The 25,517-nt window shown below is 69.7% G+C and carries 23 protein-coding genes, 1 pseudogene and 1 riboswitch; of the genes and pseudogenes, 8 read left to right on the top strand and 16 right to left on the bottom strand.

Going from position 1 to position 25,517, the window contains the following annotated elements:
• Window positions 1–30 precede the first annotated feature (30 nt).
• Entirely contained in the window at window positions 31–702 is a 672-nt protein-coding gene (locus tag ACFYNU_RS06165) for a trimeric intracellular cation channel family protein (RefSeq protein ID WP_356588006.1), read from the bottom strand.
• Between the two features lie 187 nt (window positions 703–889).
• On the opposite strand from ACFYNU_RS06165, the gene ACFYNU_RS06160 reads away from it, so the two are divergent.
• A complete protein-coding gene (locus tag ACFYNU_RS06160; protein WP_356588008.1) occupies window positions 890–1,606 on the top strand; it encodes a TetR/AcrR family transcriptional regulator in 717 nt (238 codons plus the stop codon).
• Between the two features lie 79 nt (window positions 1,607–1,685).
• Here the strand turns inward: ACFYNU_RS06160 and ACFYNU_RS06155 are convergent.
• The 13 genes and pseudogenes from ACFYNU_RS06155 to ACFYNU_RS06095 all read right to left on the bottom strand — a co-directional run.
• Window positions 1,686–2,732 (bottom strand): annotated as a pseudogene (locus ACFYNU_RS06155) (ABC transporter ATP-binding protein); the annotation flags it as partial.
• Window positions 2,729–3,766, bottom strand: a complete 1,038-nt coding sequence (locus tag ACFYNU_RS06150; RefSeq protein ID WP_356588010.1) for an ABC transporter ATP-binding protein — start codon at window positions 3,764–3,766, stop codon at window positions 2,729–2,731. The gene ACFYNU_RS06150 and the pseudogene ACFYNU_RS06155, both read right to left, overlap by 4 nt.
• Before the next feature lie 6 nt (window positions 3,767–3,772).
• A complete protein-coding gene (locus ACFYNU_RS06145) occupies window positions 3,773–4,684 on the bottom strand; it encodes an ABC transporter permease (protein ID WP_356588248.1) in 912 nt (303 codons plus the stop codon).
• Window positions 4,685–4,784: 100 nt separating this feature from the next.
• Window positions 4,785–5,789, bottom strand: coding sequence for an ABC transporter permease (locus ACFYNU_RS06140; RefSeq protein ID WP_356588012.1), 1,005 nt, complete (start codon window positions 5,787–5,789; stop codon window positions 4,785–4,787).
• Window positions 5,790–5,886: 97 nt separating this feature from the next.
• Window positions 5,887–7,557: an ABC transporter substrate-binding protein gene (locus ACFYNU_RS06135; RefSeq protein ID WP_356588014.1), complete on the bottom strand. Its 1,671-nt coding sequence runs from the start codon at window positions 7,555–7,557 to the stop codon at window positions 5,887–5,889.
• A 320-nt stretch (window positions 7,558–7,877) separates the two neighbouring features.
• Window positions 7,878–9,089: a dipeptide ABC transporter ATP-binding protein gene (locus ACFYNU_RS06130; RefSeq protein ID WP_356588016.1), complete on the bottom strand. Its 1,212-nt coding sequence runs from the start codon at window positions 9,087–9,089 to the stop codon at window positions 7,878–7,880.
• 35 nt (window positions 9,090–9,124) lie between these two features.
• Window positions 9,125–10,258, bottom strand: coding sequence for an ABC transporter ATP-binding protein (locus tag ACFYNU_RS06125; RefSeq protein ID WP_356588018.1), 1,134 nt, complete (start codon window positions 10,256–10,258; stop codon window positions 9,125–9,127).
• Complete coding sequence (locus ACFYNU_RS06120) at window positions 10,255–11,268, bottom strand: ABC transporter permease (RefSeq protein WP_069627698.1); 1,014 nt, start codon at window positions 11,266–11,268, stop codon at window positions 10,255–10,257. The genes ACFYNU_RS06125 and ACFYNU_RS06120 overlap by 4 nt, the downstream gene beginning before the upstream one ends.
• Before the next feature lie 108 nt (window positions 11,269–11,376).
• The gene (locus tag ACFYNU_RS06115; protein ID WP_356588020.1) at window positions 11,377–13,134 is read right to left on the bottom strand and encodes an ABC transporter substrate-binding protein; all 1,758 of its coding nucleotides are present in this window, start codon (window positions 13,132–13,134) and stop codon (window positions 11,377–11,379) included.
• 112 nt (window positions 13,135–13,246) lie between these two features.
• Window positions 13,247–14,245 (bottom strand): ABC transporter permease, encoded by a 999-nt coding sequence (locus ACFYNU_RS06110; protein ID WP_356588022.1) that lies wholly within the window; start codon window positions 14,243–14,245, stop codon window positions 13,247–13,249.
• Window positions 14,246–14,640: 395 nt separating this feature from the next.
• Window positions 14,641–15,435: an enhanced serine sensitivity protein SseB C-terminal domain-containing protein gene (locus ACFYNU_RS06105; RefSeq protein WP_356588024.1), complete on the bottom strand. Its 795-nt coding sequence runs from the start codon at window positions 15,433–15,435 to the stop codon at window positions 14,641–14,643.
• Window positions 15,436–15,566: 131 nt separating this feature from the next.
• A complete protein-coding gene (locus ACFYNU_RS06100) occupies window positions 15,567–16,316 on the bottom strand; it encodes an enhanced serine sensitivity protein SseB (protein WP_356588026.1) in 750 nt (249 codons plus the stop codon).
• Window positions 16,317–16,469: 153 nt separating this feature from the next.
• Window positions 16,470–17,144, bottom strand: a complete 675-nt coding sequence (locus tag ACFYNU_RS06095) for an AAA family ATPase (protein ID WP_356588028.1) — start codon at window positions 17,142–17,144, stop codon at window positions 16,470–16,472.
• A 157-nt stretch (window positions 17,145–17,301) separates the two neighbouring features.
• Window positions 17,302–17,399: riboswitch (glycine riboswitch) on the top strand.
• Window positions 17,400–17,558: 159 nt separating this feature from the next.
• Between ACFYNU_RS06095 and gcvT the strand changes: the two genes are divergently transcribed.
• The 4 genes from gcvT (at window position 17,559) to ACFYNU_RS06075 (ending at window position 22,164) form a co-directional block, all read left to right on the top strand.
• Window positions 17,559–18,722, top strand: a complete 1,164-nt coding sequence (gene gcvT, locus ACFYNU_RS06090; RefSeq protein WP_356588030.1) for a glycine cleavage system aminomethyltransferase GcvT — start codon at window positions 17,559–17,561, stop codon at window positions 18,720–18,722.
• Between the two features lie 91 nt (window positions 18,723–18,813).
• Complete coding sequence (gene gcvH, locus ACFYNU_RS06085; protein ID WP_356588032.1) at window positions 18,814–19,191, top strand: glycine cleavage system protein GcvH; 378 nt, start codon at window positions 18,814–18,816, stop codon at window positions 19,189–19,191.
• 16 nt (window positions 19,192–19,207) lie between these two features.
• Window positions 19,208–20,476 carry a serine hydroxymethyltransferase gene (gene glyA / locus ACFYNU_RS06080; protein ID WP_356588034.1) on the top strand — a complete coding sequence of 423 codons (1,269 nt, stop codon included), beginning with the start codon at window positions 19,208–19,210 and terminating at the stop codon, window positions 20,474–20,476.
• Between the two features lie 305 nt (window positions 20,477–20,781).
• Entirely contained in the window at window positions 20,782–22,164 is a 1,383-nt protein-coding gene (locus ACFYNU_RS06075; RefSeq protein ID WP_356588035.1) for an L-serine ammonia-lyase, read from the top strand.
• Window positions 22,165–22,224: 60 nt separating this feature from the next.
• Here ACFYNU_RS06075 and ACFYNU_RS06070 read toward each other — a convergent pair whose 3' ends face one another.
• Both ACFYNU_RS06070 and ACFYNU_RS06065 read right to left on the bottom strand, forming a co-directional pair.
• On the bottom strand, window positions 22,225–23,139 hold the full coding sequence (locus ACFYNU_RS06070) for a M56 family metallopeptidase (RefSeq protein ID WP_388765262.1): 915 nt from the start codon (window positions 23,137–23,139) through the stop codon (window positions 22,225–22,227).
• Window positions 23,136–23,507, bottom strand: coding sequence for a BlaI/MecI/CopY family transcriptional regulator (locus ACFYNU_RS06065; RefSeq protein WP_356588037.1), 372 nt, complete (start codon window positions 23,505–23,507; stop codon window positions 23,136–23,138). Before ACFYNU_RS06065 ends, ACFYNU_RS06070 begins: the two co-directional genes overlap by 4 nt.
• A 159-nt stretch (window positions 23,508–23,666) precedes the next feature.
• Between ACFYNU_RS06065 and ACFYNU_RS06060 the strand changes: the two genes are divergently transcribed.
• From ACFYNU_RS06060 to ACFYNU_RS06050, 3 genes are all read left to right on the top strand, one after another.
• A complete protein-coding gene (locus ACFYNU_RS06060; RefSeq protein ID WP_356588039.1) occupies window positions 23,667–24,701 on the top strand; it encodes an NlpC/P60 family protein in 1,035 nt (344 codons plus the stop codon).
• Between the two features lie 51 nt (window positions 24,702–24,752).
• Window positions 24,753–24,905, top strand: a complete 153-nt coding sequence (locus tag ACFYNU_RS06055) for a hypothetical protein (protein WP_356588041.1) — start codon at window positions 24,753–24,755, stop codon at window positions 24,903–24,905.
• Between the two features lie 100 nt (window positions 24,906–25,005).
• The gene (locus ACFYNU_RS06050) at window positions 25,006–25,509 is read left to right on the top strand and encodes a DUF4396 domain-containing protein (protein WP_356588043.1); all 504 of its coding nucleotides are present in this window, start codon (window positions 25,006–25,008) and stop codon (window positions 25,507–25,509) included.
• The last annotated feature ends 8 nt before the right edge of the window (window positions 25,510–25,517 follow it).

Genomic DNA, 25,517 nt, shown 5'->3' with positions numbered 1-25,517 from the left:
TCGTACAACAGTTCACTACTGAGCGGTAGCTTAGACGTTCGATTCGGGCTCCTCCGCCGCCGTCGACCGCCGGTTGTACGCGCGCGGGGCCCGCCAGTGGAAGCGCATCGCGAGCAGCCGCAGCACGAACGCGGCGAGGGCCGCGAGCCCGCTCGTCAGCCCGTTCAGCTCGTCGAGGCGGATGCAGACCGCCACCGTCGCCGCACCGACGATCGCGGGCACCGCGTACAGATCGCGGTCCCAACGCAGCAGCGAGGGAACCTCGTTGGCGAGCACGTCGCGCAGGACACCCCCGCCCGCCGCCGTGGCGAGACCGAGCGCGGCCGACGCGGTGAGGCCCAGCCCGTACTCGTACGCCTTCACCGTGCCCGTCACACAGAAGAGCCCGAGCCCCGCCGCGTCGAAGACGTTCACCGCGCCCTGGATCCGCTCGACATGCGGGTGCAGGAAGAAGACCAGGACCGTCGCCACCAGCGGCATCGTGAAATAGCCGAGGTCGGTGAAGGCCGCGGGCGGTACGGCTCCGATGATCAGGTCCCGCAGCAGCCCACCGCCCAGCCCGGTGACCTCGGCGAGCACGGCCATGCCGAAGACGTCGAAGTTCTTGCGGACGGCGAGCAGGGCGCCGGAGATCGCGAAGACGAAGATGCCGGCGAGGTCGAGCGAGTGCTGGACGGAGGGGCTGAACAGTTCCTGGAACACCCGACAGTTCTACCGGGCGGATCGCGGCCGGGGACGACCGGGGACGGGTCACCCGCCCAACGGCGCGAGGGCGGCACGGACAGCGCGCGGACAACGCACGTACAGCTCACGGAGAACAACGTTCGCCACACGCGGACGCCGTTCGACTCGCATGGAACAGGGTTCGTCCCTCCGATACGCTCGCACCATGCCACCGACTCCTCAGCAACGGCGCGCAGCGCGGCACCATCAGCCCGTTCCCGAAGCCGGCACGCCGCCGGCGCGCGGTCGTCGGACGCGGCCGATCACCGTGGACGCCGTCGTCGACGCGGCGCTCGGCATCGTGGCGCGCGAGGGCTACGAGGCCCTGACCATGCGCCGGGTGGCAGCCGCCCTGGAGACCGGACCGGCGTCCCTGTACGCCCACGTCGTCAACAAGGACGACCTGGACGAGTTGCTCATCGGCCGCCTCTGCGCCGAGATCGACCTGCCCGAACCGGACCCCGCGGCCTGGCGGGAGCAGATCGCCGGCGTCTGCGCCCAGTTGCGCGACGAGTACCTGCGCTACCAAGGGATCTCCCGGGCCGCGCTCGCCGCCGCCCCCACCAACGAGGACACGCTGCGTCTCGCCGAGGGGATGCTCGCCATCCTGCTCGCCGGGGGTGTCGCACCGCGGACCGCCGCCTGGGGCGTGGACTCCCTGACGCTCTACGTCAACGCGTACACGCTTGAGGTCTCCCTGCGCGGCCGGTCCGGCGACGAGTGGGGCGGCGACCGGGACGAGTTGCTGAGCCGGTTCGCCGCCCTGCCCGACACCTTCCCGCAGACCAAGCGCCACGCCGCCGACATCACCGCGGGGACCGACCACGAACGCTTCGACTTCACCGTCGAGTTGCTGCTCGACGGCCTCGCGCGCCGCCTCTGACGCGAGCGAGCGGCAAGCGGGCAAGCGGGGCGGGCAAGGGGCAAGCGGGCCGCCCGGCGGCCCGACGGCCCGGCGGTCAGACCGTCTCCGTCTCCGTCACCGCCTCGATCCCCGTCGGCCTGGTCAGTTCCACCGTCCCCGCCTCGATCTCGGCCGCGAAGTGGCACGCCACCCGGTGCCCGTCCCCCACCACGGTCAGCTCCGGCCGCTCCGTCGCACAGCGCGTCTCCTGCTTCCAGGGGCACCGCGTATGGAAACGGCACCCGGTCGGCGGTGACGCCGGTGACGGGAGGTCGCCGTGCAGCAGGATGCGTTCGCGGCGGTCCTCGACGTCCGGGTCGGGCACCGGCACCGCCGACATCAGCGCCTTCGTGTACGGGTGCCTCGGCTCGGCGTACAGCGCGTCGCTCGACGCCTCCTCCACCAGCGAGCCCAGATACATCACCCCGATGACGTCCGAGATATGGCGGACCACGGCCAGGTCGTGGGCGATGACGAGATAGGTCAGCCCCTTGGACTCCTGAAGCTCCTCAAGGAGGTTGATCACCTGCGCCTGGATGGAGACGTCGAGCGCGGAGACCGGTTCGTCGCAGATGATCACGTCCGGTTCGAGGACGAGTGCCCGCGCGATACCGATGCGCTGGCGCTGGCCGCCGGAGAACTCGTGCGGATAGCGCGAGAGCGCGTTGGCCGGCAGTCCGACCTCCGCGAGGATCTTCTTGATCCGTGTCCGGCGCTCCTCCTGGTCGGCGCCGATGCCGTGCGCCGCCATGCCCTCGGAGAGGATCGACTCGATGTTCTGCCGGGGGTTGAGGCTGCCCAGCGGGTCCTGGAAGACCATCTGGAGGCGGTGCCGGATCTTCCGCATCTCCTCGTCGGGCAGCTTCGCCAGATCCGTACCGTCGAAGACGACCTCGCCCTCGGTGATGTCGACGAGGCGCAGGACGGCCCGGCCCAGGGTGGTCTTGCCGCAGCCCGACTCCCCCACCAGACCGTACGTCTGGCCCGCCTCGACCTTCAGCGAGACACCGTCGACGGCGTAGACATGGCCGACGGTACGGTCGAAGAAGACGCCCCGCTTGACGGGGAAGTGGACCTTGACGCCGTCCAGTTCGAGCAGACTCATGAGGAGACCTCCGCCGTTCCGGCGGAAGACTCCGCCGGCAGTACTGGGTTGACGCAGCGCACCTGATGGCCGGGCGCGCGCGGTTCGGTGAGTTCCGGCGTACCTGTCAGGCACTCCATCGTGTAGAAGTCGCACCGGGGCGCGAACGCGCAGCCGTCGGCCCACGCGATCTTGTCGTTGATCGATCCGCGGATCGGACTGAGCGGCTCGCCGCGCGGTGCGTCGAGGCGCGGGATGGAGCCGAGCAGTCCGTGCGCGTACGGATGGGTGGGGTGCGCGAACAGTTCGCGGCGGCCCGCCGTCTCCACCGCCCGCCCCGCGTAGAGCACGTTGACCTGGTCGCACAAGCCAGCGACGACACCGAGGTCATGAGTGATCATCAGAAGCGCGGTGCCCTCCTGGTCGACCAACTCCTTGAGGAGTTCCAGGATCTGGGCCTGGATGGTGACATCGAGGGCCGTCGTCGGCTCGTCCGCGATCAGCAGGCGCGGCGCGCACGCGACCGCCATGGCGATGAGCGCGCGCTGGCGCATTCCGCCGGAGAGCTGGTGCGGGTACTCCTTCAGCCGCCGGTCCGGATCGGGGATCCCGACGCGGTCGAGCAGTGTCGCGGCCTCCTTGCGGGCCGCGTCGCCCTTCAGTCCGCGGTGGCGGGTCAGGATCTCGGTGACCTGTACGCCGATGGGGACGACCGGGTTGAGGGAGGAGAGCGGGTCCTGGAAGATCATCGCGAGCTGCTTGCCGCGCAGGTCGCGAAGTCTCCTCTCGCCCAGGGACAGCAGGTCCGCGCCGTCGAACTCGGCGCGTCCGCCGACGCTCACCCCCTTGCGCGGGAGCAGACCCATCAGCGCGAGCGCGGTCACGGACTTGCCGCAGCCCGACTCGCCGACCAGGCCCACGACCTGGCCCTCGGCGACGTCGAAGGAGACGCCGTCGACGGCCTTCGTGTCCCGCGCCGTACCCGGCCCCCGGCCCCGCCCCGTACCGTGCCCGGCGAAGGTGACCGACAGTGCGTCAACCGACAGTAGCGCCATGGGAGTTCAGCCTCGCAGCTTCGGGTCGAGGGCTTCCCGCATCGCCTCACCGAGCAGCGTGAAGCCAAGAGCGGTGATGATGATCCCGACCGCCGGATAGACCGACATCATCGGCGCGTTGTCGAAGAAGCGCTGTGCCTGCGACAGCATCACGCCCCATTCCGGGATCGCCGGGTCCGGGTTGCCGAGGCCCAGATAGGACAGGGCGGCGGCCTCGATGATCGCGGTGGCGAGACTGAGCGTCGCCTGGACGATCACGGGGCTGAGTGAGTTGGGCATGATCTGGGTGAGGACGATACGGCGTTTGCGGATGCCCAGCGCCTTGGCCGCCAGGACATAGTCCGAGCTGCCCTGCGCGAGCATCGATCCGCGCAACAGGCGCGCGAACACCGGCACTTGGACCACACCCACCGCGATCATCACGGTGGTCAGCGACTGGCCGAGCACCGCGGCGACGGACACGGCCAGCAGCAGCGAGGGCAGCGCCAGCATGATGTCGGTGACCCGCATGATCACGGTGTCCAGGCGCCGGCCGGGCTCACCGCCGAGCGTCGCCGCCGCGCCCGACACGGCGCCGATGACCGCGCCGGCCACCAGCCCGATGAGCATCGACACGACACCGACGAGCAGGGTCTGCCGGGCGCCGACGAGCATCCGCGAGAACTCGTCGCGTCCGAGGTGGTCGAGCCCGAACCAGTTCTCGGCGCGCGGTCCGACGAAGCGGCCCTGGTTGGAGAAGACCTCGCCGCGCCAGTCCTGCGCCGTGGGGCTGTACGGGGCGAGCCACGGGCCGACGATCGCGATCAGCACGAACAGGCCGATGACGACGCCGCCGATGATCGCCGTCTTGCTGGTGCGCAGCCGGCGGAACGCCTCGCGCCACAGTCCGGCGCCCGAGGTGGTCTCGGTCCGCTCCATGAGCTGGGCGAGCCGGTCGATCTTGTCGGCCTTCTTCGTCAACTTCGGTGTGACGTCGGGGGCGTTGGGGCCGTTGGGGACGTCGGGGGTCGCGTTCACGTCAGTGCACCCGCACTCTCGGGTCGATGAGGCTGTACGCCACGTCGACCAGCAGATTGATCAGGACGTACACCAGCGCGATGAAGAGGATGAAGCCGACGAGCACGGGATAGTCGCGGGCGTCGATCGACGTACGGATGAACGACCCGATGCCGCCGAAGGTGAAGACCGACTCGGTGAGGACGGCGCCGGACAGCAGGCTGCCGGTCAGCAGGCCGACGGCGGTGACGACCGGCAGCAGCGCGTTGCGCAGCACGTGCCGGGCGCGTACGACGCGCTTCTCCAGACCCTTGGACTCCGCCGTACGCACATAGTCCTCGCCCAGCACTTCGAGCACGCTGGCCCGGGTCATCCGCACGATGACGGCCAGCGGGATGGAGGCGAGGGCGATCCCGGGCAGCACCAGATGCATGACGGCGTCCCAGGAGGCGTCGAACTCCCCGGTCAACACGCCGTCGAGGACGGCGAATCCGGTGACCTTCGTCGCGTCGATGCCGGTCGACAGACGGCCGTAGCTGGGGAAGATCCCGAGGTTGACGGCGAACAGGCCCTTGAGGAGCAGCGCCAGGAAGAAGACCGGGATGCAGATGCCGAGCAGCGAGCCCGACACCGCCGTCACATCGAGCCAGCTGCCGCGGCGCCGGGCGGCGAAGTAGCCGAGCGGGACGCCGACCACGACGGCGATGGCCATGGCGGTGACGCTGAGTTCGACCGTCGCCGGGAAGCGCAGGGTGAACTCCTCCCACACCGGCTGGCCGGTCTGGGTGGAGGTGCCGAGGTCCAGTTGGAAGATCCGCTTGACGAACCGCCAGTACTGGACCCACACCGGCTCGTCGAGTCCCAACGCCCGGTTGATACGGGTCACTTCGGCCTCGGTCGCCCGCTCGCCCAGGATCGCCGACGCGGGTCCGCCGGGCAGCCGGTTCAGCCAAAGGAAGAGCAGAACCGACAGACCGAGCAGGGTGGGTATCAGCTGTAGCAGTCGTCGTGCGACGAGTCGCAGCACCCCGCGTGCCCCTTTCTTCGGTACGTAGGAACGTAGGAGGGGCCCGCCCGGCCGGGGTGTGTACGCCGCCGGCCGGGCGGACCCTGGAAGTCGCCTGTTACTTGAAGGACGTCTCGGCGAAGTTCTCCTGCGTCAGCGGGGAGACCTTCGGCGGGTTGACGTCGTCGGCGAAGGCGATCGCCGGCGGCGACGAGGAGATCGGCACACCCGGGAGGTACGCCATGATCGTCTCGTTGGCCGTCTTGTACAGCTCGGTCCGCTTCGCCGGGTCGGTCTCGATCGACGCGGCCTTCATGGCGTCGAAGATGCCCTTGTCCTTGAAGCCCCACTGCTTGTCGTACTCGGCGAACCAGGTGCCGATGAAGTTGTAGCCGTCGTTGAAGTCACCGGTCCAGCCCAGCATGTGCAGTTCGCAGCCGCCGGCCTCGGTGGCGTCGATGTAGTCCGGCGCCCACTTCATGGGCTTGGGCGTGACGGTGATCCCGGCCTTCTCCAGGTCGGCCTTCATCAGCTCGAACATGTCCTGCGGAGCGGGCATGTACGGGCGGGTGACCTCGGTCGGGTAGCAGAACTCGACCTTCAGCGCGCTCTCGCCGGCGTCCCCGAGGAGCTGCTTGGCCTTGGCGGTGTCGAAGGGGTACGTCTTCACGGCGTCCGAGTAGCCGGCGACGGTGTCGGGCATGAACTGCGTCGCCACGACGCCGCCTTCGGGCAGCTGGGTCTTGACCAGGTTCTCGCGGTCGATGGCGTGCGCGATGGCCTGGCGGACCTCGGGCTTCTTCAGCGCCGTGTTCTTCTCCTGGCTCATGCCGACGTAGAAGATGTTGAAGACGTCACGCGTGGGGACCTGGAAGCCGTCGCTCTCCAGGGTCTTCACATCGGCGGGCGCGACCAGGTCGTAGCCGTCGATGTCACCGGCCTGGAGGGCCTGGCGACGGCCGTCCTCGGTGTCGATGGTGCGGAAGACCAGATTCTTGATCTTGGCCTTGGTGCCCCAGTAGTCGTCGTAACGCTCCAGCGAGACTTCCTTGTTGCCCTTGTTCCACTCGCTGATCTTGTACGGTCCGGTGCCCGCGACCGTACCGGCCACCTGGCTGTACTTGGGGTACGTGATGGCGTCGCCCTTGGCGGTCGCGTCCTGCTTCGCGTACTCCTTCAGGGCCTTCGGCGAGTGGATCGCCAGCGCCTGGAGGGAGAAGCCGCCCGGCAGGTTCGCGGAGGGCTCGTTGACCTCGATGACGGCGGTGCTTTCGTCCTTCGCGGTGCAGGACTTGTAGTTCGCCTTCGGCGTCTCGGGGTCCTCGTTGGACGCGAAGCCGCCCATGACGGTCTGCCAGTAGTAGGAGACCGCGCTGGACTGGTACGTGCCCTTCCAGTTGAACCAGTGGTCGTAATTGGCGCACACGGCGGCGGCGTTGAACTTCTCGCCGTCGTGGAAGGTGACGTCCTTGCGGAGGTTGAACGTCCAGACCGTGCCAGCGTCGTTGCCCGACCACTTCTCCGCCAGCGCGGGGGCCAGCTCGCTGCCGCCCGGCTCGTGCTTCAGCAGGGCCTCGAAGGCCTGGCGGGTGACGCGGAAGGTCTCGCCGTCACTCGCGAGCGCCGGGTCCAGCGAACCGGGGTCACCCGGGCCGCCGAAGACGAAGGTGTCCTTCGCGCCGCCCGAGTCACCTTCCTCGTCGCGCTCGCTGGAGCAGCCGGTGGCGATCAGCGCGACGGCCAAGGCCGTGACGATCGCTCCAGCGGCTCGGGACTTGAATATTCGCATGCTCCACCCCAGGGTCCGACGAGTCGAGAGCTCGGTCTTGACGGCCGAACATTACAGTCAAGAAAGTGCCAAATGAACAGGCCGCAATGCGGAGTTGCAGACCTGAGATCCGGACAGTCGACAAATGGACCGACTCCGGGGCATCGCACTCGTAATCCGTCAAGTCGTGCCAGGAGAGCCGCAGTTGGGCGGGGCGAACGGGGCGAACCGCCCGTACGACGCAGAAGCCTCTCGGACGCGACGCGAAAGCCCCCCGTCCGCATGGTGGGACCAGGCGGGCGGGGGGCGTGCGTGAGGTACGCGTACGGGCCTCGTACGGGCTACTCCTTGGTGAGCTTCTTCGCCGGCGCCTCAGGGGCCTTGGCGGTCTCGGAAGCCTTGGCCGCCTCAGGGGCCTTGGCGGTCTCAGCGGTCGCCGCGGCCGGGTCCGCCGCCACCGCGTCACCCACCACCGCGTCACCCACCAGCGCGATGGCCTCGCGCGCCGACGCCAGCACCGTCGTGTCGTCCGGGATCTGGTCCGGCGCGTTCTCCGGGTGGTGGCAGGCCGCCTCGTGCCCCGGCTCCAGCTGGATCAGCGGCGGCTCCACCGTCCGGCACACCTCGGTCGCCTTCCAGCACCGGGTGTGGAACCGGCAGCCGCTCGGCGGCGAGATCGGCGACGGCACGTCGCCCTTGAGCAGGATCCGCTCGCTCTTGACGCCGCGCCGCCTCGGGTCCGGCACCGGCACCGCGGACAGCAGCGCCTTCGTGTACGGGTGCATCGGCCGCTCGTACAGCGACTTGCGGTCCGACAGCTCGACGATCTTGCCCAGGTACATGACGGCGATCCGGTCCGAGACATGGCGGATGACCGAGAGGTCGTGCGCGATGATCACGTACGTGAGGCCCAGCTCGTCCTGGAGGTCGTCCAGCAGGTTGACCACCTGCGCCTGGATCGACACGTCCAGCGCCGAGACCGGCTCGTCGGCGACGACCAGCTTCGGGCTGAGCGCCAGGGCCCGCGCGATACCGATGCGCTGGCGCTGGCCGCCGGAGAACTCGTGCGGATAGCGGTTGTAGTGCTCGGGGCTCAGTCCCACCAGGCCCAGCAGGCGCTGGACCTCCTGCTTCACCCCGCCCTCGGGCTCCACGTTCTGGAGCTTGAACGGCGCGCCGACGATCGTGCCGATGGTGTGGCGCGGGTTCAGCGACGAGTAGGGGTCCTGGAAGATCATCTGCACGTCACGGCGGAGCGGACGGATCTTGCCCGCCGACATGTGCGTGATGTCGTGACCCTGGAACTCGATCTTCCCGGCGGTCGGTTCGTCGAGCCGTGTGATCAGCCGGCCCATGGTCGACTTGCCACAGCCGGACTCGCCGACGATGCCGAGCGTCTCGCCGGGGTGGACGTCGAACGACAGCCCGTCGACGGCCTTCACGGCGCCGACCTGGCGCTGCAACAGCCCCTTCTTGACGGGGAAGTGCTTGACCAGCCCTTCCACCCTCAGCAGGGGCTCACCCGCCGTGTCTTTTACCGTCGTCTCCGCCACAGCGGCATCCTTTGCGTTGCTCACGGCGTCGGCGCTCACAGCTTCGGCGCAATCTCTTCGGTCCAGATCTTGGTCCGCTCCTCCTGCGACATATGACAGGCGGAGTGGTGCCCGGTGCCGACCTGCTTCAGCTCGGGGCGCTCCGTGCGCGTGATGCCGTCCTTGGGCACGTCGGCGTACGGGCAGCGCGGGTTGAAGGCACAGCCCTGCGGGACGTTGATGAGGGACGGCGGCTGGCCCTTGACGGGGATGAGCCGGTCCGTCTGCTCACGGTCGATCCGGGGCATCGAGCCCAGCAGTCCCCAGGTGTAGGGGTGCTGCGGCTCGTAGAACACCTTCTCGGCCGGTCCGCGCTCGATGCACCGGCCGCCGTACATGACCAGCAGATCGTCCGCCATCTCGGCGACGACCCCGAGGTCATGGGTGATCATGATGACGGCGGAGCCGAACTCCTTCTGCAAATCCCTGATGAGGTCGAGGATCTGCGCCTGGACGGTGACGTCCAGGGCGGTCGTCGGCTCGTCCGCGATGAGCAGTTCGGGGTTGTTGACCAGGGCCATCGCGATCATCGCGCGCTGGCGCATACCGCCGGAGAACTCGTGCGGGTAGCTGTCGACGCGCTTGTGCGGCTCGGGGATGCCCACCCGGTCGAGCATCTCGATCGCCCGTGCGCGGGCGATCTTCTTGCTGACCTTGTGGTGGACGCGGTACGCCTCCACGATCTGCGCGCCGATGCGGTAGTACGGGTGCATCGCGGAGAGCGGGTCCTGGAAGATCATGGCCATCTTCCGGCCGCGCAGCCGCCGTACATGGTCGGGGTCGGCCCCGACCAGTTCCTCGCCGTCCAGCCAGACCTCGCCCGATATCGCGGCGTTGGCGGAGCGGTGCAGGCCCATCACGCCGAGCGAGGTGACCGACTTGCCGGAGCCCGACTCACCCACGATGCCGAGGGTCTTGCCGGCCTGGACGTCGAAGCTGACGCCGTCGACCGACTTGACCAGACCGTCGTCCGTCTGGAAGTGGATGCGCAGGTCGCGTACGGAGAGGAAGGGCTCCCCCGCGCCGCCGGACCCGGCGGGCCCGGCGGTCTTGGCGACCACCGGCTCGCCCGGCGCGGACGCGGGAGCGGGCACCCGTACGCCCGACTGCTCCTTGGAAACCTCGCTCACGAGTACCTCACCCTGGGGTCGATGGCGGCGTACACCAGGTCCACCAGCAGATTGCAGAAGACGATGAAGAATGCGGCGAACAGGGTCACGCCCATCACGATCGGCAGGTCGGCGTCCTTCACCGACTGGATCGCGTACGAGCCCATGCCCTGCAAGGAGAAGACCTGCTCGGTGATGACGGCGCCGCCGAGCAGCAGACCGAAGTCCATACCGAAGATCGTGACGATGGGCGTCAGCGCGGAGCGCAGTCCGTGCTTGGCGACGACCGTGCTCTCCCGCAGGCCCTTGGCCCGCGCCGTACGGATGTAGTCCTCCCCCATCACTTCCAGCATGCCGGCCCGGGTGAGCCGGGCGTACAGGGCGGAGTAGAGGAAGGCGAGACTGCACCAGGGGATGATCAGGTTCCACGCCCAGTCCGCCGGATTGTCGGCGAACGGCACGTAGTTGACGCCGTCGCCCCACAGTGGCCACTGGACGGTGAACAGGGCGAGGCCGAGCATGCCGGTGAAGAAGATCGGCAGCGAGACGCCCGCGAGGGCCAGCGTCATGGCGAGGCGGTCGAAGATCGAGCCGCGCTTGAGCGCCGAGAGGACACCGATGGCGACACCGGAGAGCAGCCAGATCACCGCGGCACCGATGGCCAGGGAGAACGTGATCGGCACCCGGTCCATCAGCTCGGGCCACACCTCGACGTGCGTCTTGAAGGAGTAGCCGAAGCAGGGCGCGTTGCACATGGACGGGTCCGGGCCGAAGTTGTACTCGGCGCCGACGAAGATGCCCTTGATGAAGTCGAAGTACTGGGTGTAGAGGGGCTGGTCGAGCCCCAGGTTCGCCTTGACGGCGGCGATCGAGTCGGGGTTGGCGTCCTTACCGACGTACTGGACTGCCAGCTGGTCGATCGTCTGCCCACCGAGCCGTGGAACAAGGAAGAAGATCGCGAAGGTGACTGCGCTGACCACCAGCAACAGCATTACCGCGGCGATCACGCGTCGGATGATGTACGCAGTCACAGCCGATCGGCGCCGGGTCCGCCGGCGGGGGGTGACCCGGCCGGCGGACCCGAAGCCTTCACCTGCCTTTCAGGCAATTCGGGGGGTTGGGAAGGCTCTACCGCTGGATTAGGTGGTGGAGCCGATCAGCAGGTAGTCGTACATACCGAGGTACGCCTGGGTCACGGTGACGTTGGTCGCCGAGTCCGGGCGGTACAGCAGGTTCTTGCGGTAGATCAGCGGCACGGCCGAGGCGTTCTCCATGACGAGCTTGTCGACCTCGCCCCACGCCTTGGTGCGGGCGGCGTCGTCGGTCTGCGCGATACCGTCCGACAGCGCCTTGTTGATCTTCGGGTCGTCCAGCTCCATCAGGTTGTTGCCGCCCGAGGGCTTGATGGCGGAACCGTTGACGATCTGGTCGAGGAAGCCGAAGCCGGTCGGCCAGTCGGCGCCCCACGCCATCATCATCATGCCGAGGTCGTGCTCGTGCACGTAGCTCGGGACACCGGCGAAGTTACCGAAGTACTTGCCCGACGGGTACTGCTTGATCTCCGCCTCGATGCCGACCTTCTTGAGCGAGGCCTGGATGGCGGTGGCCATCTGCACCTCGTCGGGACGGTCGGAGCGGGCGGTCAGGTTGGTCTTGAAGCCGTCCGGCTGACCGCAGTCCGCGAGCGCGGCCTTGGCCTTGGCGACATCGCCCTTGTTGCCCTCGGTCTGGTACAGGTCGAACTTCTGGTACCCGTTGACCGTCGGCGGGAGCAGCGTGCTCGCCACGTCGCCCTTGGTGTCGCCACCGAGCGCGGCCTGGACGGACGCCTTGTCGATCGCGTAGTGGACGGCCTTGCGGCAGTCGGCGTTGTCGAAGGGCTTCACCTTCGTCGACAGCGCGAGGTACGAGGTGGCGCCGGCGTACGAGTTGTCCGTCTTCGCCTTCTCGGCCGACTTGGTGAGGACCTTGGGCTGGGTCTTCGTCTGGAGACCGGTGCCCGCGGCGTCCACCGTGATGTTGTCGCTCATCAGGTGCTGGTCGACCGTGGTCGGGTTGACCTTGAACTTGATGGTGATCTTGTCGGCGAGCGCCGGGCGGATCGGGTCGGTGGCCTTGTCCCAGTGCGGGTTGCGCACGAGGGTCGCGCTGCGGCCCTCGTTGTACGACTCGAACTTGTACGGGCCCGACGAGGAGATCGCCTTGACGTACTCGGCGCCCTTGTCCTTCGCCTGCGGCACGGGGGCCGTCTGCGAGAAGGTCGCCAGGTAGTCGAAGTCGGCGAACGGCTTGTTGAGCTTGAAGATGATGGTCTGGTCGTCCGGGGTCTCGATGGACTTCAGACCCTCGGCGGACTTGTCCTTGTACGGGCCCTTGTACTTGTCGCCGCCCTCAAGGTACGCCTTGAAGTAGGTGGGACCGTGCGAGAGGGCCTCGGGCGCGAAGTTGCTGCGCTCGATGGCGTACTTGACGTCCTTGGACGTGACCGGGCTGCCGTCGTCGAACTTGACGCCCTTGCGCAGCTTGTACGTCCAGGTCTTGGCGTCCGCGCTGGCCTCACCGAGGGACTCGGCGAGGTCGGGGACGACCTCCAGGCCTTCCTTGCCGGCGGCCGGCTTGAAGCTGGTGAGCGTACGGCCGTACAGCCGGGAGAAGTTCTGCACCCAGCCGTAGTAGGTGTTGCCCGGGTCCAGGGAGTCCGGCACGTCCGAGTGCTCGAAGGTGACGGTGCCCCCCTTCTTGTCGGACTTGTTGACGACCGAGGTCAGACCGGCGTCGATACCGGCGCCGCCGCCCTTGCTGTTGTTGTCCTTGCTGTCCGAGCCGCCGCACGCCGACGCGCTGAGCGCCAGCACGATGGCTGTCGCCAGGACAGCTGTCGCTTTCTTGGTCTTCATCCTGAGGAAAGCCCCTCTATCAATGGATACGGCACGGAGCTCAAGGTCGGCCGCTGTGGATGGTGCTGGGTGATGCTGGTGGTACGGATGGTGCTGGGTCATGCCCGGGGGGCTATTTGCTGCGGGGGTCGAGTGCGTCGCGCAGCCCGTCACCCAGCAGATTGAAGGCCAGCACGGTGATGAAGATCGCCATGCCGGGCACGAACATGTAGTGCAGATCGACCTCGTACAGGTCCACCGCGGTGGTGAGCATGCCGCCCCACGAGGCCTGCGGCGGGGCGATGCCGACGCCGAGGAAGCTCAGACCGGCCTCGAAGAGGATGTTGGTGGGGATCAGGAGCGTCGAGTAGACGAGGATCGGCGCCACGAGGTTCGGCAGCAGTTCCCGGAAGAGGATGAAGGGCCCTCGGGCCCCCAGACTCCGGGACGCGTCGACGAACTCACGACGGCGCAGGCTCATGGTCTGCGCGCGCACGATCCGGCCCATGTACGGCCAGTTGAAGAAGCCGATCACAAAGATCAGCACACCGATCCGCAGGGGCAGTCCGCTCAGTCCGAAGGCGCCGTCCTGGAGGGCGGCGGAGATCGAGATCGCGAAGAGCAGCAGCGGGAAGGCGAGGAAGGTGTCCATCAGGCGGCTGACGACGGCGTCGACCCAGCCTCCGTAGTAGCCGGCGATGACGCCGAGGAGGGTGCCGATGGCCACCGAGAGGAGCGTCGCTCCGGCGGCGACGAGGAGCGAGACCCAGGAGCCCTCGATGATGCGGGCGAGCAGGTCACGGCCGAGGCCGGGCTCCACACCGAGCGGGTGGTCCCAGCTCATGCCGCCCCAGGCGCCCTTGGGGGCGAGGAGCTGCGGGTCCACCAGGTCCTGGTTCAGCGCGTTGGGGTCGAGATCGAATACGGCCTGGATGGGCTTGGCCAGTATCGCGAGCAGCACCAGGAGGATGACAACGATGCCGCCCGCCACTGCGGCCTTGTCGCGCTTGAAGCGCGTCCAGGCTATTCGGCCGAGCGAACGACCCTCGATCTGGCTCTGCTTGGCGCCCGTGAGCACTGCCTCCGGCTGCACTTCGGCAGCCGACTTGGTGGTCTCGATCGGTGCGGTCACAACGTCTTCGACCCCTCCTGGCCGGCGGTCGCCGGCCCCGTACCCGCCGTTGTAACGGCCTGTCTCGCATCAGTTGGCGCACACATCGGTGCTGGTCTCGCGGAAGCGTCCCAAGGAGGGCTTCCCGTGGAGCGATGCTGGGCCGCTCGCACAGAGGACCGACGGTCCCCGCTGCCGGGAGTCTTCATGGCCGTAGTGATCACCCGCCAGTGGTCAAGGGGAATGTTTGCTCAAACGTGATGGAGTCAGACAGCTACCGTTATCCGGACGTTGTGATCGCCTGAGCGGAACGGCGGGCCGTTTTCGCCACGTTTCGATACGGCTCGCGCCGTCCGGAGGATGTACGGCGCGGCTGACTGTACTGGTCAGTACCGGTCGGTACGCCGCCGGGTGGGTCAGTACGCGCGCGGAGCGGCGGGCGGGTAGCCGTAACCGGGCGCGGCCGGGGGCGCGCCGTGGGCCTCCCGGTCGTAGAACGGCCGGGAGTTGGCCCGTAGCCACATCGTGACCGGGTCGTACTCGTCGGACATCGCCACGGTGGAGACCGGCAGCCCCTCGGGGACCGCGCCGATGGACTGCTGCATCATGGCGCGCACGGCGTCGACGGAGGCCGGGCTGGTGTCGTACAGATCCAGACCGATCGTCAAATACGGTGCGCCCAGGGCCGGATGGACCCACGCGCGGCGCAACGACCGTACGGCGGGGGTGCGATGGGCGTTCTGGGTGAGCAGCGCGTAGAACTGCGGGATCTCCACGGCCGGTTCGGACAGCCGCAGCGGGCCGGCCGGCATCCGGTCGAGACCGGTGGCGATGCGGCGCAGATCGAGCCACGGGATGCCGACGCCGCCGCCGGGCGCGTGCGGGTTGAGCCAGATCCCCCAGCGTTCGGGATAGAGGGCGCGGGCGATGTCGCGGCCGGTGACGACCTCGTGCGCGCGGTTCCAGCCACTGACGGACAGCTCCTGGGCGGAGGTGACGCACGGCGCGTAGCCGAGACCGTCGACCTCCATGTTCCCGTACTGGGCGTCGGGCGAGCCCGCGCGGCCGTGCCAGAGCAGCATCCACACCTGGCCGGCGGAGCCGTCGGCGAGTGCCTGGAGCAGCGCCTCGTAGGCGTCGTAGCGTCCTGGCGTCACCTGGCGCAGCATGTGCTCGACCTGCCCCGTCGCCGCGGTGCCTGACGCGCTCACTCTTGGTCCCGCCCCTCGTCGATCCACTGTTTGGACCGGCCTCCCCCGCTTCGGGCCCGAGCCGGCCAGGCCATCAAACCAGCTTAGACCGGCGGGTCATGGCCGGTTCCGGGGCCGGTCGCGACGGCGTGTTACCCGGGCGGGGCGGCGACGCGCTGGTAGAAGGGCCGCACCCGCTCCAGCATCCAGGTGCCGACCGGGTCCTGGGTGGCGTCGAGCAGGACGAGATTGACCGGCCAGCCGACGTGTACGCGGCCGAGCGCCCGGCCGAGCGCGTCCATGGGCGCGTTGCGTTCGGCGGCCTCCCAGGAGGAGAGCTGCACGCCGACGAAGAGCACCGGGGGCTCGCCCTCGATGCTGGCGAGGCCGCGGCGGGCGGAGAGGATGACGCCGGACGCCTCGAACTCCTCGGCGGCGGCGGTCAGGAAGTCGACGGGGTCCTCCTGCCAGTCCGGCTCGAAGAGCCGCACCCGTCCGCCGCTCGCGGGGCCGTCCAGCGGCGTACGGCCGACCCGGCACAGCTCCGCGACGGCGGGCGGCGGCAGCGGGGCGCCGACCGTACCGCCGGGGTTCACGGCGATGCCGAGCCGCGGGGGCAGGCCGCGGGCGAACTCACGGGCCGGGGCGACGGTGAAGGCCATGTGCGCCCCCACGCACTGGAGGTACTGCTGCTCGGAGCTGAAGACGGGGACGTACGGCACGCCGTCGATCTCCATGGTGGGCAGATCGAGACCGGGGCTGTCGGGCCCGCCGCCGTTGGGCAGCGGTATCCAGAGCTGGCTGCGTCCGAGCACCTCGACGAGCCGTCCACCCGCGGCGTCGTTGCCGAGCGAGGCGGCGAGCACCTCTTCCAACTCGTTGCCCGGCCATGCTGTGTTCACTGCGCTCTCCCGCTTCTCGCCACTGCCCGCCGCGGAAACCCTAACGCCCGGAAAGCACTGCCGCGGCGACCGGTCGCGCGCGGGCCCGGCCCGGCTCCCGGGCCGCCGCCGGCACCCGGTGGGGTGCGCCCGCGTGAGCGTGGGGCGTGGCGCTCAGGACGCCGGGAAGTCGATGCGCTCCAGCGCCCCCGCCGCGTCGCGGTCCAGGAGGACCGCCGACGAGCAGCCCGGCGGCAGGTGGCCGGATTCCGCCGACGCGACGAGGCGGGAGACCGCGCGGCGGTGGCGGGCGAAGGCGTAGCCGGACACCCCGCGGCCCCGTTCGCGCTGGCCGGCGCGGGCCGTCTTCGGGGTCACGTCGAGCAGGATCAGATGGAGCCGTCCGCCCCGGCGACGGGCCTCGCGCGCCAGCCAGCGGCGGACCCACGCCTGCGTGCCGCAGTCGTGCACGACGACGCTCTCGCCGGAGCGCAGCGCCCGCCGTAGCCCCGCGTAGTGCGCGAGACGTACCAGAGGGCGGTAGACGGCGTACGGCAACCGGGTGGGCAGTCTGCGCGCCCAGCGGTCGCGGGTGTCCTGCGAGTCGACGCCCCGTCCGCGCGCCGCCCGGCCGATCAGCGTGGACTTCCCGCTGCCCGGCAGACCCGAGACCACGACCACGTCGCCGTCGCCGAACGCCAGGCGCCGGGGGCCCCGCGGCCCCCGTTCCCGCAGGTCGCGCACGACCGGCCGGACCGCCGCCAGGGCCTTGCGGGGGACCGCTGCCGGCTGGGCGGGCACCCCCTCGGTCGTCGCGTACGCTCCTGCACGGGACCGCTGCAACGTCATCGCTCTCCCCCTGTCGGGTCCATCGCCGTGGCCGATGACCCTTGCCCACCAAGTGTAAAGAACTGGTAATACGGCACCAAGCCTTTTGCTGATCACCGCCCTGTCGGCCGAGGCCGACGCGTGCGATGATGTGCGCGCCAACTCCATAACGGCCGTTCGAATCCGCGCGGGAGAGTCCCGGTCACCGTTGGTGCCGGGCGCCGAAGGAGCAAGTCCCTCCCTTGAATCTCTCAGGCCCAGTACCGCGCGGACGAGGCAGATCTGAAAAGCGAATCGCCGTCAGGCGCTTCCACCCAAGGTGCAAGTCACGACCTCCGTATGCGTACGTGTACGTACACGTCGTGATGAACCTCTCAGGTTCCGATGACAGATGGGGAGGATCGTCCTCTCTGTCATGCCCTGGGAGCCACACCTATGAGCAATACGTCTCACACCCCCGCCCCCGAAGCGGCCGGTCCCGACGCGCCGCGCCTCACCGCGCTCGACGCCGTGCACCGCTCGCTGGGCGCCACGATGACCGACTTCGCCGGCTGGGACATGCCGCTGCGCTACGCCAGCGAGCGTGAGGAGCACCTCGCCGTCCGGACGAACGCCGGGCTCTTCGACCTCTCCCACATGGGCGAGATCACCGTCACCGGCACACAGGCGGCCGAGGCGCTGGACTACGCGCTGGTCGGCAACATCGGCACCCTCGCCGTGGGCCGCGCCCGCTACACCATGATCTGCCAGGAGGACGGCGGGATCCTGGACGACCTGATCGTTTACCGGCTCGACACGCACGGCGACCCCGAGTTCATGGTCGTCGCGAACGCCTCCAACGCGCAGGTGGTGCTCGACGAGCTGACCGGCCGCGCCGCGGACTTCGACGTCGAGGTGCGCGACGACCGCGACGCGTACGCGCTGCTCGCCGTCCAGGGCCCGAAGTCGCCCGGCATCCTCGCCGGGCTGACCGACGCCGATCTGGCCGGGCTCAAGTACTACGCCGGGCTCCCCGGCACCGTCGCCGGGGTGCCGGCCCTGATCGCCCGTACCGGCTACACGGGTGAGGACGGCTTCGAGCTGTTCGTGGAGCCCCGGCACGCGGAAGGGCTCTGGCAGGCACTGATGGCCGCCGGCGCGTCCGCCGGGCTCGTACCCGCCGGGCTGTCGTGCCGCGACACCCTCCGTATGGAGGCGGGGATGCCGCTGTACGGGCAGGAGCTGACCACCGGACTCACGCCCTTCGACGCGGGCCTGGGCCGGGTCGTCAAGTTCGAGAAGGAGGGCTACTTCGTGGGCCGTACGGCGCTGGAGGCCGCCGCCGAGCGGGCGGAGACCGCGCCGCCGCGCAGGCTGGTCGGGCTCGTCGCCGAGGGCCGCCGGGTGCCGCGCGCCGGATACCCGGTGGTGGCGGACGGCGCGGTGGTGGGCCAGGTCACCTCGGGCGCCCCGTCGCCGACACTGGGCCGGCCGATCGCCATGGCCTACGTGGACGCGTCGCACACGGCGCCGGGCACGGCGGGCGTCGGGGTCGACATCCGGGGCTCGATCGAGCCGTACGAGGTCGTCGCGCTGCCCTTCTACAAGCGCCGGAAGTAGCTCCCGCCGGCCGGGGCGTACCGCGCCCCGCGTCTCACTCCGCAAGACACATGTTCCTCACCACTCCCCCGCGTACAGGAGAATTCACGACATGAGCAACCCCCAGCAGCTGCGCTACAGCAAGGAGCACGAGTGGCTGTCGAGCGCCGATGACGGCGTGTCGACGGTCGGCATCACGGAGTACGCGGCGAACGCCCTCGGCGACGTCGTGTACGCCCAGCTCCCCGCGGTCGGTGACACGGTGACCGCGGGTGAGACCTGCGGCGAGCTGGAGTCGACCAAGTCGGTCAGCGACCTGTACTCCCCCGTGACGGGTGAGGTCACCGAGGCGAATCAGGACGTCGTGGACGACCCCTCGCTGGTGAACTCCGCACCCTTCGAGGGCGGCTGGCTGTTCAAGGTGCGCGTCGCGGAGGAGCCGAAGGACCTGCTCTCCGCCGACGAGTACACCGAATTCTCCGGCAACTGAGACCCCAGGGACTGTGATGTCTTCGAAGTCGCTCCTCAACTCCTCCCTCCACGAGCTCGACCCCGACGTCGCCGCCGCCGTCGACGCCGAGCTCCACCGCCAGCAGTCGACGCTCGAAATGATCGCGTCGGAGAACTTCGCCCCGGTCGCCGTGATGGAGGCGCAGGGCTCCGTCCTGACCAACAAGTACGCCGAGGGCTACCCGGGCCGCCGCTACTACGGCGGCTGTGAGCACGTCGACGTCATCGAGAACATCGCGATCGACCGGGTGAAGGCGCTCTTCGGCGCCGAGCACGCGAACGTGCAGCCGCACTCCGGCGCGCAGGCGAACGCCGCTGCGATGTTCGCGCTGCTGAAGCCGGGCGACACGATCATGGGTCTGAATCTGGCCCACGGCGGTCATCTGACCCACGGCATGAAGATCAACTTCTCCGGCAAGCTCTACAACGTGGTCGCCTACCACGTCGACCAGGAGACCGGTCAGGTCGACATGGCCGAGGTCGAGCGCCTGGCCAAGGAGTCCCGCCCGAAGCTGATCGTGGCCGGCTGGTCCGCGTACCCGCGCCAGCTCGACTTCGCCGCGTTCCGGCGGATCGCGGACGAGGTCGACGCGTATCTGATGGTCGACATGGCGCACTTCGCCGGTCTGGTCGCCGCGGGTCTGCACCCCAACCCGGTGCCCCACGCGCACGTCGTCACCACGACCACGCACAAGACCCTGGGCGGCCCGCGCGGCGGTGTGATCCTGTCCACGCAGGAGCTGGCCAAGAAGATCAACTCGGCGGTCTTCCCCGGGCAGCAGGGCGGTCCGCTGGAGCACGTCATCGCGGCGAAGGCGGTGTCCTTCAAGGTCGCGGCGACCGACGAGTTCAAGGAGCGCCAGCAGCTCACGCTGGACGGCGCCCGGATCCTCGCCGAGCGCCTGGTCCAGGACGACGTCACCCAGGTCGGCGTCTCGGTGCTGTCCGGCGGTACGGACGTGCACCTGGTCCTGGTCGACCTGCGGAACTCGGAGCTGGACGGCCAGCAGGCCGAGGACCGGCTGCACGAGATCGGCATCACGGTCAACCGCAACGCCGTCCCGAACGACCCGCGCCCGCCGATGGTCACCTCCGGCCTGCGGATCGGCACCCCGGCGCTCGCCACCCGCGGCTTCACGACCGAGGACTTCACCGAGGTCGCGGACGTGATCGCGGCGGCGCTGAAGCCGGAGTTCGACCGCGACGCCCTGGCGGCGCGCGTGACGGCGCTGGCGACGAAGCACCCGCTGTACCCCGGCCTGTAGTCGCACCCGCGACCACGGCCCGCGGCGGCGCCGCGCGCACCCGACCGGTGCGCGCGGCGCCCCGTACCGTTGCACCCTGTATATGCGCTTTCTGCACCACCCCGGCAGACAACGGCGTCGGGTGCCCCTCCCGGCAAGCTTCGCCCCGTCGCGCCGCCCAGCACGCACGCTCGCCGCGTTGGCCCAAAGCCCTGGTAGCTCCGCTACAAGGGCTTCCGGCCGCCTTGCGATCGCACGCCCCGGACGACGCTCCCTTCGGGGCAGACATTGCCGATCGCGGCACCACCACCAGCAAGGAGTCCCCCGTGGCCATCTCGGTCTTCGACCTCTTCTCGATCGGCATCGGCCCGTCCAGCTCCCACACGGTCGGCCCCATGCGCGCGGCCGGCCTCTTCGCCCGGCGGCTGAAGAACGAGGGCCTGCTGGCCCACACCGCCTCCGTACGGGCCGAACTCTTCGGCTCGCTCGGCGCCACCGGCCACGGCCACGGCACCCCCAAGGCCGTCCTGCTGGGCCTGGCGGGCGAGTCCCCCCGTACCGTCGACATCGAGTCCGCCGACGCACGGGTGGACACCATCCGTACGGAGGGCCGCATCAGCCTCCTCGGGATGCACGAGATCGACTTCGACTTCGACGCGGACCTGGTCCTGCACCGGCGCAAGGCGCTGCCGTACCACGCGAACGGCATGACGGTCTCGGCGTACGACTCCGACGGCGGCACCCTCCTTGAGAAGACGTACTACTCGGTCGGCGGCGGCTTCGTCGTGGACGAGGACGCCGTGGGCGAGGACCGCATCAAGCTGGACGACACGGTGCTGACGTACCGTTTCCGCAGTGGTGACGAACTGCTCCGGCTGGCCCGCGAGACCGGCCTCTCCATCTCCGCGCTGATGCTGGAGAACGAGAAGGCGTGGCGTACGGAGACCGAGATCCGCGACGGTCTGCTGGAGATCTGGGACGCCATGCGGGCGTGCGTGTCACGCGGTATGACGCGCGAGGGGCATCTGCCCGGCGGCCTCAAGGTCCGCCGCCGCGCGGCGAACTCGGCCCGGCAGCTGCGCGCCGAGGGCGACCCGGCGGCACACGCGATGGAGTGGATCACCCTCTACGCGATGGCGGTCAACGAGGAGAACGCGGCGGGCGGCCGTGTCGTCACCGCCCCCACCAACGGCGCGGCGGGCATCATCCCGGCCGTTCTGCACTACTACCTGAACTTCGCCGCGGCCGGTCACACGGCCGCCGAGAAGGACGACGACGTCGTCCGCTTCCTGCTCGCCGCCGGCGCGATCGGCATGCTCTTCAAGGAGAACGCGTCGATCTCGGGCGCCGAGGTCGGCTGCCAGGGCGAGGTCGGCTCGGCCTGCTCGATGGCGGCGGGCGCCCTCGCGGAGGTCCTGGGCGGCAGCCCCGAACAGGTCGAGAACGCCGCCGAGATCGGCATGGAGCACAACCTCGGCCTGACCTGCGACCCGGTCGGCGGCCTCGTACAGATCCCGTGCATCGAGCGCAACGGCATGGCGGCGGTCAAGGCGGTGACGGCGGCGAAGATGGCGCTGCGCGGCGACGGCAGCCACAAGGTGTCCCTGGACAAGGTCATCAAGACGATGAAGGAGACCGGCGCCGACATGTCGGTCAAGTACAAGGAGACGGCGCGGGGCGGGCTCGCGGTGAACATCATCGAGTGTTAGGTCCGTGGGTGCGGCCGTCCGCCGACGCCCCACGCCGCGTGCCCACCGGGCGCCGGCCCTTCAGACGCCCGGTCCGCAGGCGATCAGCAGCGGCAGTACGGGCGCGGCGGCCGAGGTCAGGACGACGGCGAGTCCCGTCGCGCGGCCGGGCTTCGGGTACGGGTCGAGGACCCGGCGGATCCGGACGAGGGAACCGGAGCCGCCCGCCCCCATCGCGGCGTGGGGCGTCTGGCCGGCCGCGACCTCGTACATCGCCGCGGCGAGCGCTTCCCGAGGATGGCCGCGCAGGGCCCGGTCGTCGGCCGCCATCTCCAGCAGCAGCGCGGTCTGTTCACGGGCCAGCCGGGCGAGCGGCAGCCCGGGGAGGGCGCGCGCGAAAGCTTCCACCGCGGCGCGTACGAGGTGGTGACGCCCGGCGATATGGGCCCGCTCGTGCGCCAGTACGGCGCGCAGTTGCTCGTCCGTCAGGACCCGCAGCGCGGCACTGGTGACCACGACGCGCGGGGCCCGGCCCGGCAGACAGTAGACGGCCGGCACCTCGTGCTCCACGACCGTGGCGCCGTACTCGGGCGCGGGGCTGCCGACCAGGGCGAGCATGTCGCGCTGGCGGCGCCGGGCCCGGTGCGTGCGCCACGAGATCCGTACGAGGACCAGGGCCGGCAGCAGCACGAGGGCCGCCGGGAGCAGGACGGCCGCGAGGTCGGCGGGCGTCGGTGCCGCGGCCCGCGCCGGTCCGCCGGTCATCAGGCCGCACGCGGTGAGCAGTCCGACAAGACCGTCGTGCACATGCGGCTCGGCCAGCAGCAGATGGGAGACGGCGAGCGCGCCGGAGACCAGGAAGGTCGCGGCCAGCCCGAGCCAGGCGGTGATCGCGGCCGTCGGGGCGCGGTGGAGCCAACTCGCCCGCGCCAGGAGGTACGGGGCCAGCGTGCCCATCAGCAGGGCGTAGCCGGCGAGCACGGCCGCCCTGGTCACGGGGCCCCTCTGCGGCGCTTCGCCACCCGCAGGGCCTCGCGCAGCGCGTCGGCCTCGCCCGGTGAGATCCGCTCCACGAAGCTGAGCAGGGCGCCCGCCGGATCGGGGTTGCCGCCGAGGGCCTCCTGCATGAGGGCGGCGGTGTACTGCTGCCGCGTGCAGGTGGGCTCGTACAGCCAGGCCCGCCCCTCCTTCTCACGTCGGAGCATGCCCTTGCGGTACAGGATGTCGGCCACGGTCTTGACGGTGCTGTAGGCGACGGGCCGCCGTGTGTTGATGTCCGTGAGCACGTCGCGCGCGGTCGCGGGCCGTCCCCAGGACCACAGGCGGTTCATGATCTCCGCCTCCAGCTCACCCAGCTGACGCACGCCCCGCTCCTTCCGTCGTCAGTGACGGCCCATCCTATGCCGCCCTACCCTCCCACGTTGTCGCTAATCTGCTTAGCAGTTACGCTCTTGCTTCGTCCTTCGCGGCGGTCGGCCGCCCAACCCAGGCGGCGGGCGGAGGAAGCAGAAGGAGTTCATCCCGTGGCGTCCCACCGTCGTCCCCAGCAGCCGAAACGTGCGTATCCAACCGTGTTCGCCGCGACGGCGGCAGCACTGGCGATCTCCTCGCAGTCGGCCCAGGCCGATCCGCTGCCCGACCCCACGAAGAAGGGCGTCAGGGCGCAGGTCGACCGGCTCTATGAACAAGCTACGCAGGCGACCGAGACGTACAACGGGGCGAACGAGAAGCAGAAGACGCTGCGGAAGCAGGCCGACAATCTTCAGGACGCTGTCGCGCGCGGCCAGGAGGAGCTGAACTCGCTCCGGAACAGCCTGGGTTCCGTGGCCGGCGCGCAGTACCGGGGCGGCGGCCTGGATCCTTCCCTCCAACTGCTCCTGTCCGCCGAACCGGACGACTATCTGGACAAGGCGTCGAACCTGGAGCGGGTGAGCAGCCGTCAGGTGAGCCTGTTGCAGCAGGCGCGGACCAAGCAGCGCGCCCTGGACCAGCAGCGCCGCCAGGCCACCGACAAGCTCGCGGACCTGGCGGAGGTCCGCGAGGAACTGGCCGCGAAGAAGCGGCTGATCCAGGGCAAACTCGCCGAGGCCCAGCGGCTCCTCAACACGCTGTCGGCCGAGGAGCGGGCGAAGATGGCCGCCGAGGAGGAGCGCGCGGACCGCAACAGCGAGCGGGCCGACCTGGGGAACGAGACCAGCGCCTCGTCACGAGGCGCCGCCGCGATGGCCGCGGCCAAGAGCCGGGTGGGCATGCCGTACGTCTGGGGCGCGTCCGGCCCCAACTCCTTCGACTGCTCCGGGCTCACGTCGTGGGCCTTCCAGCAGGCGGGCGTCTCGATACCCCGTACGTCGCAGCAGCAGGCCAACGTCGGTACGCGGATCAACTCCCTCGGCGACCTGCGGCCGGGCGATCTCATCATCATGCGCACGGACTTGAGCCATGTCGGCTTCTACGCCGGCAACGGGCAGATACTCCACTCCCCCAAGCCGGGGGCCAGTGTGCGCTACGAGTCGATCGCCCGCAGCGGCATGCCGTTCATGTGGGGCGTACGACTGTGACGTGGCGCCCGGCGCGATGAACGCGCGCGGGTACGGACGGCTGGGGGCGCCGTGGGGCGGCTCCTGCTGATCGTCGTGCTCGCGCTCGGTGTGTTCGCCATGCACACGGTCGGGCATCCCGACGAGTCGTACGGCCCCGGGGCGAGCGCGGGGACGACGGCCCACGCCTCCGACGAACCGGCCCCGCCGGCGCGGTCGGGATGATGTCGGCGTTCCCGGCACCGGGAGCGGGGCGGCACCCCCTTTCCATATACCCCTAGGGGGTATACCCTTCCTTCTGTCGAAGAGGAAAGGGGCGAGACCCATGGATCACAGCGAACACACCGACCACGCGGGACACGCGGGACACACCGCCGGCGGCACCGGTACCGGCGGCGCGTCCTGGGGCATGGCGGCCAAGGCGACGCTGCACTGCCTGACCGGGTGTGCCATCGGCGAGATCCTCGGCATGGTCATCGGCACCGCCCTGCTGTGGGGCAACGTGCCGACCATGGTCCTGGCGATCTCCCTGGCGTTCGTCTTCGGCTACTCGTTCACGCTGTTCGCGGTCCGCAGGGCCGGTCTCGACTGGAAGTCGGCCGTCAAGATCGCGCTCGCCGCCGACACCGTGTCCATCGCCGTCATGGAGATCGTCGACAACGGCATCATCGCGCTCACCCCGGGAGCGATGGACGCTCACCTGTCGGACGGGCTGTTCTGGTACGCGCTCCTCGGCGGATTCGCCGTCGCGTTCCTGATCACCACCCCGGTCAACAAGTGGATGATCGGCCGCGGCAAGGGCCACGCCGTCGTCCACTCCCTGCACTGAGCACGCCC

Source organism: Streptomyces sp. NPDC006643, assembly GCF_042870175.1.
Lineage (GTDB): Bacteria > Actinomycetota > Actinomycetes > Streptomycetales > Streptomycetaceae > Streptomyces.
The sequence above is the reverse complement of the archived record's forward strand: the minus strand, read 5'-3'. Positions and strand labels throughout refer to the sequence as shown.

Bases quoted from the DNA above. Each gene is read 5' to 3' on its own strand.
- ACFYNU_RS06160 (WP_356588008.1), top strand. From the start codon at position 890: ATGCCACCGACTCCTCAGCAACGGCGCGCAGCGCGGCACCATCAGCCC.
- ACFYNU_RS06150 (WP_356588010.1), bottom strand. From the start codon at position 3,766: ATGGCGCTACTGTCGGTTGACGCACTGTCGGTCACCTTCGCCGGGCAC.
- ACFYNU_RS06145 (WP_356588248.1), bottom strand. From the start codon at position 4,684: ATGGAGCGGACCGAGACCACCTCGGGCGCCGGACTGTGGCGCGAGGCG.
- ACFYNU_RS06135 (WP_356588014.1), bottom strand. From the start codon at position 7,557: ATGCGAATATTCAAGTCCCGAGCCGCTGGAGCGATCGTCACGGCCTTG.
- ACFYNU_RS06115 (WP_356588020.1), bottom strand. From the start codon at position 13,134: ATGAAGACCAAGAAAGCGACAGCTGTCCTGGCGACAGCCATCGTGCTG.
- ACFYNU_RS06095 (WP_356588028.1), bottom strand. From the start codon at position 17,144: ATGACGTTGCAGCGGTCCCGTGCAGGAGCGTACGCGACGACCGAGGGG.
- gcvT (WP_356588030.1), top strand. From the start codon at position 17,559: ATGAGCAATACGTCTCACACCCCCGCCCCCGAAGCGGCCGGTCCCGAC.
- gcvH (WP_356588032.1), top strand. From the start codon at position 18,814: ATGAGCAACCCCCAGCAGCTGCGCTACAGCAAGGAGCACGAGTGGCTG.
- glyA (WP_356588034.1), top strand. From the start codon at position 19,208: ATGTCTTCGAAGTCGCTCCTCAACTCCTCCCTCCACGAGCTCGACCCC.
- ACFYNU_RS06050 (WP_356588043.1), top strand. From the start codon at position 25,006: ATGGATCACAGCGAACACACCGACCACGCGGGACACGCGGGACACACC.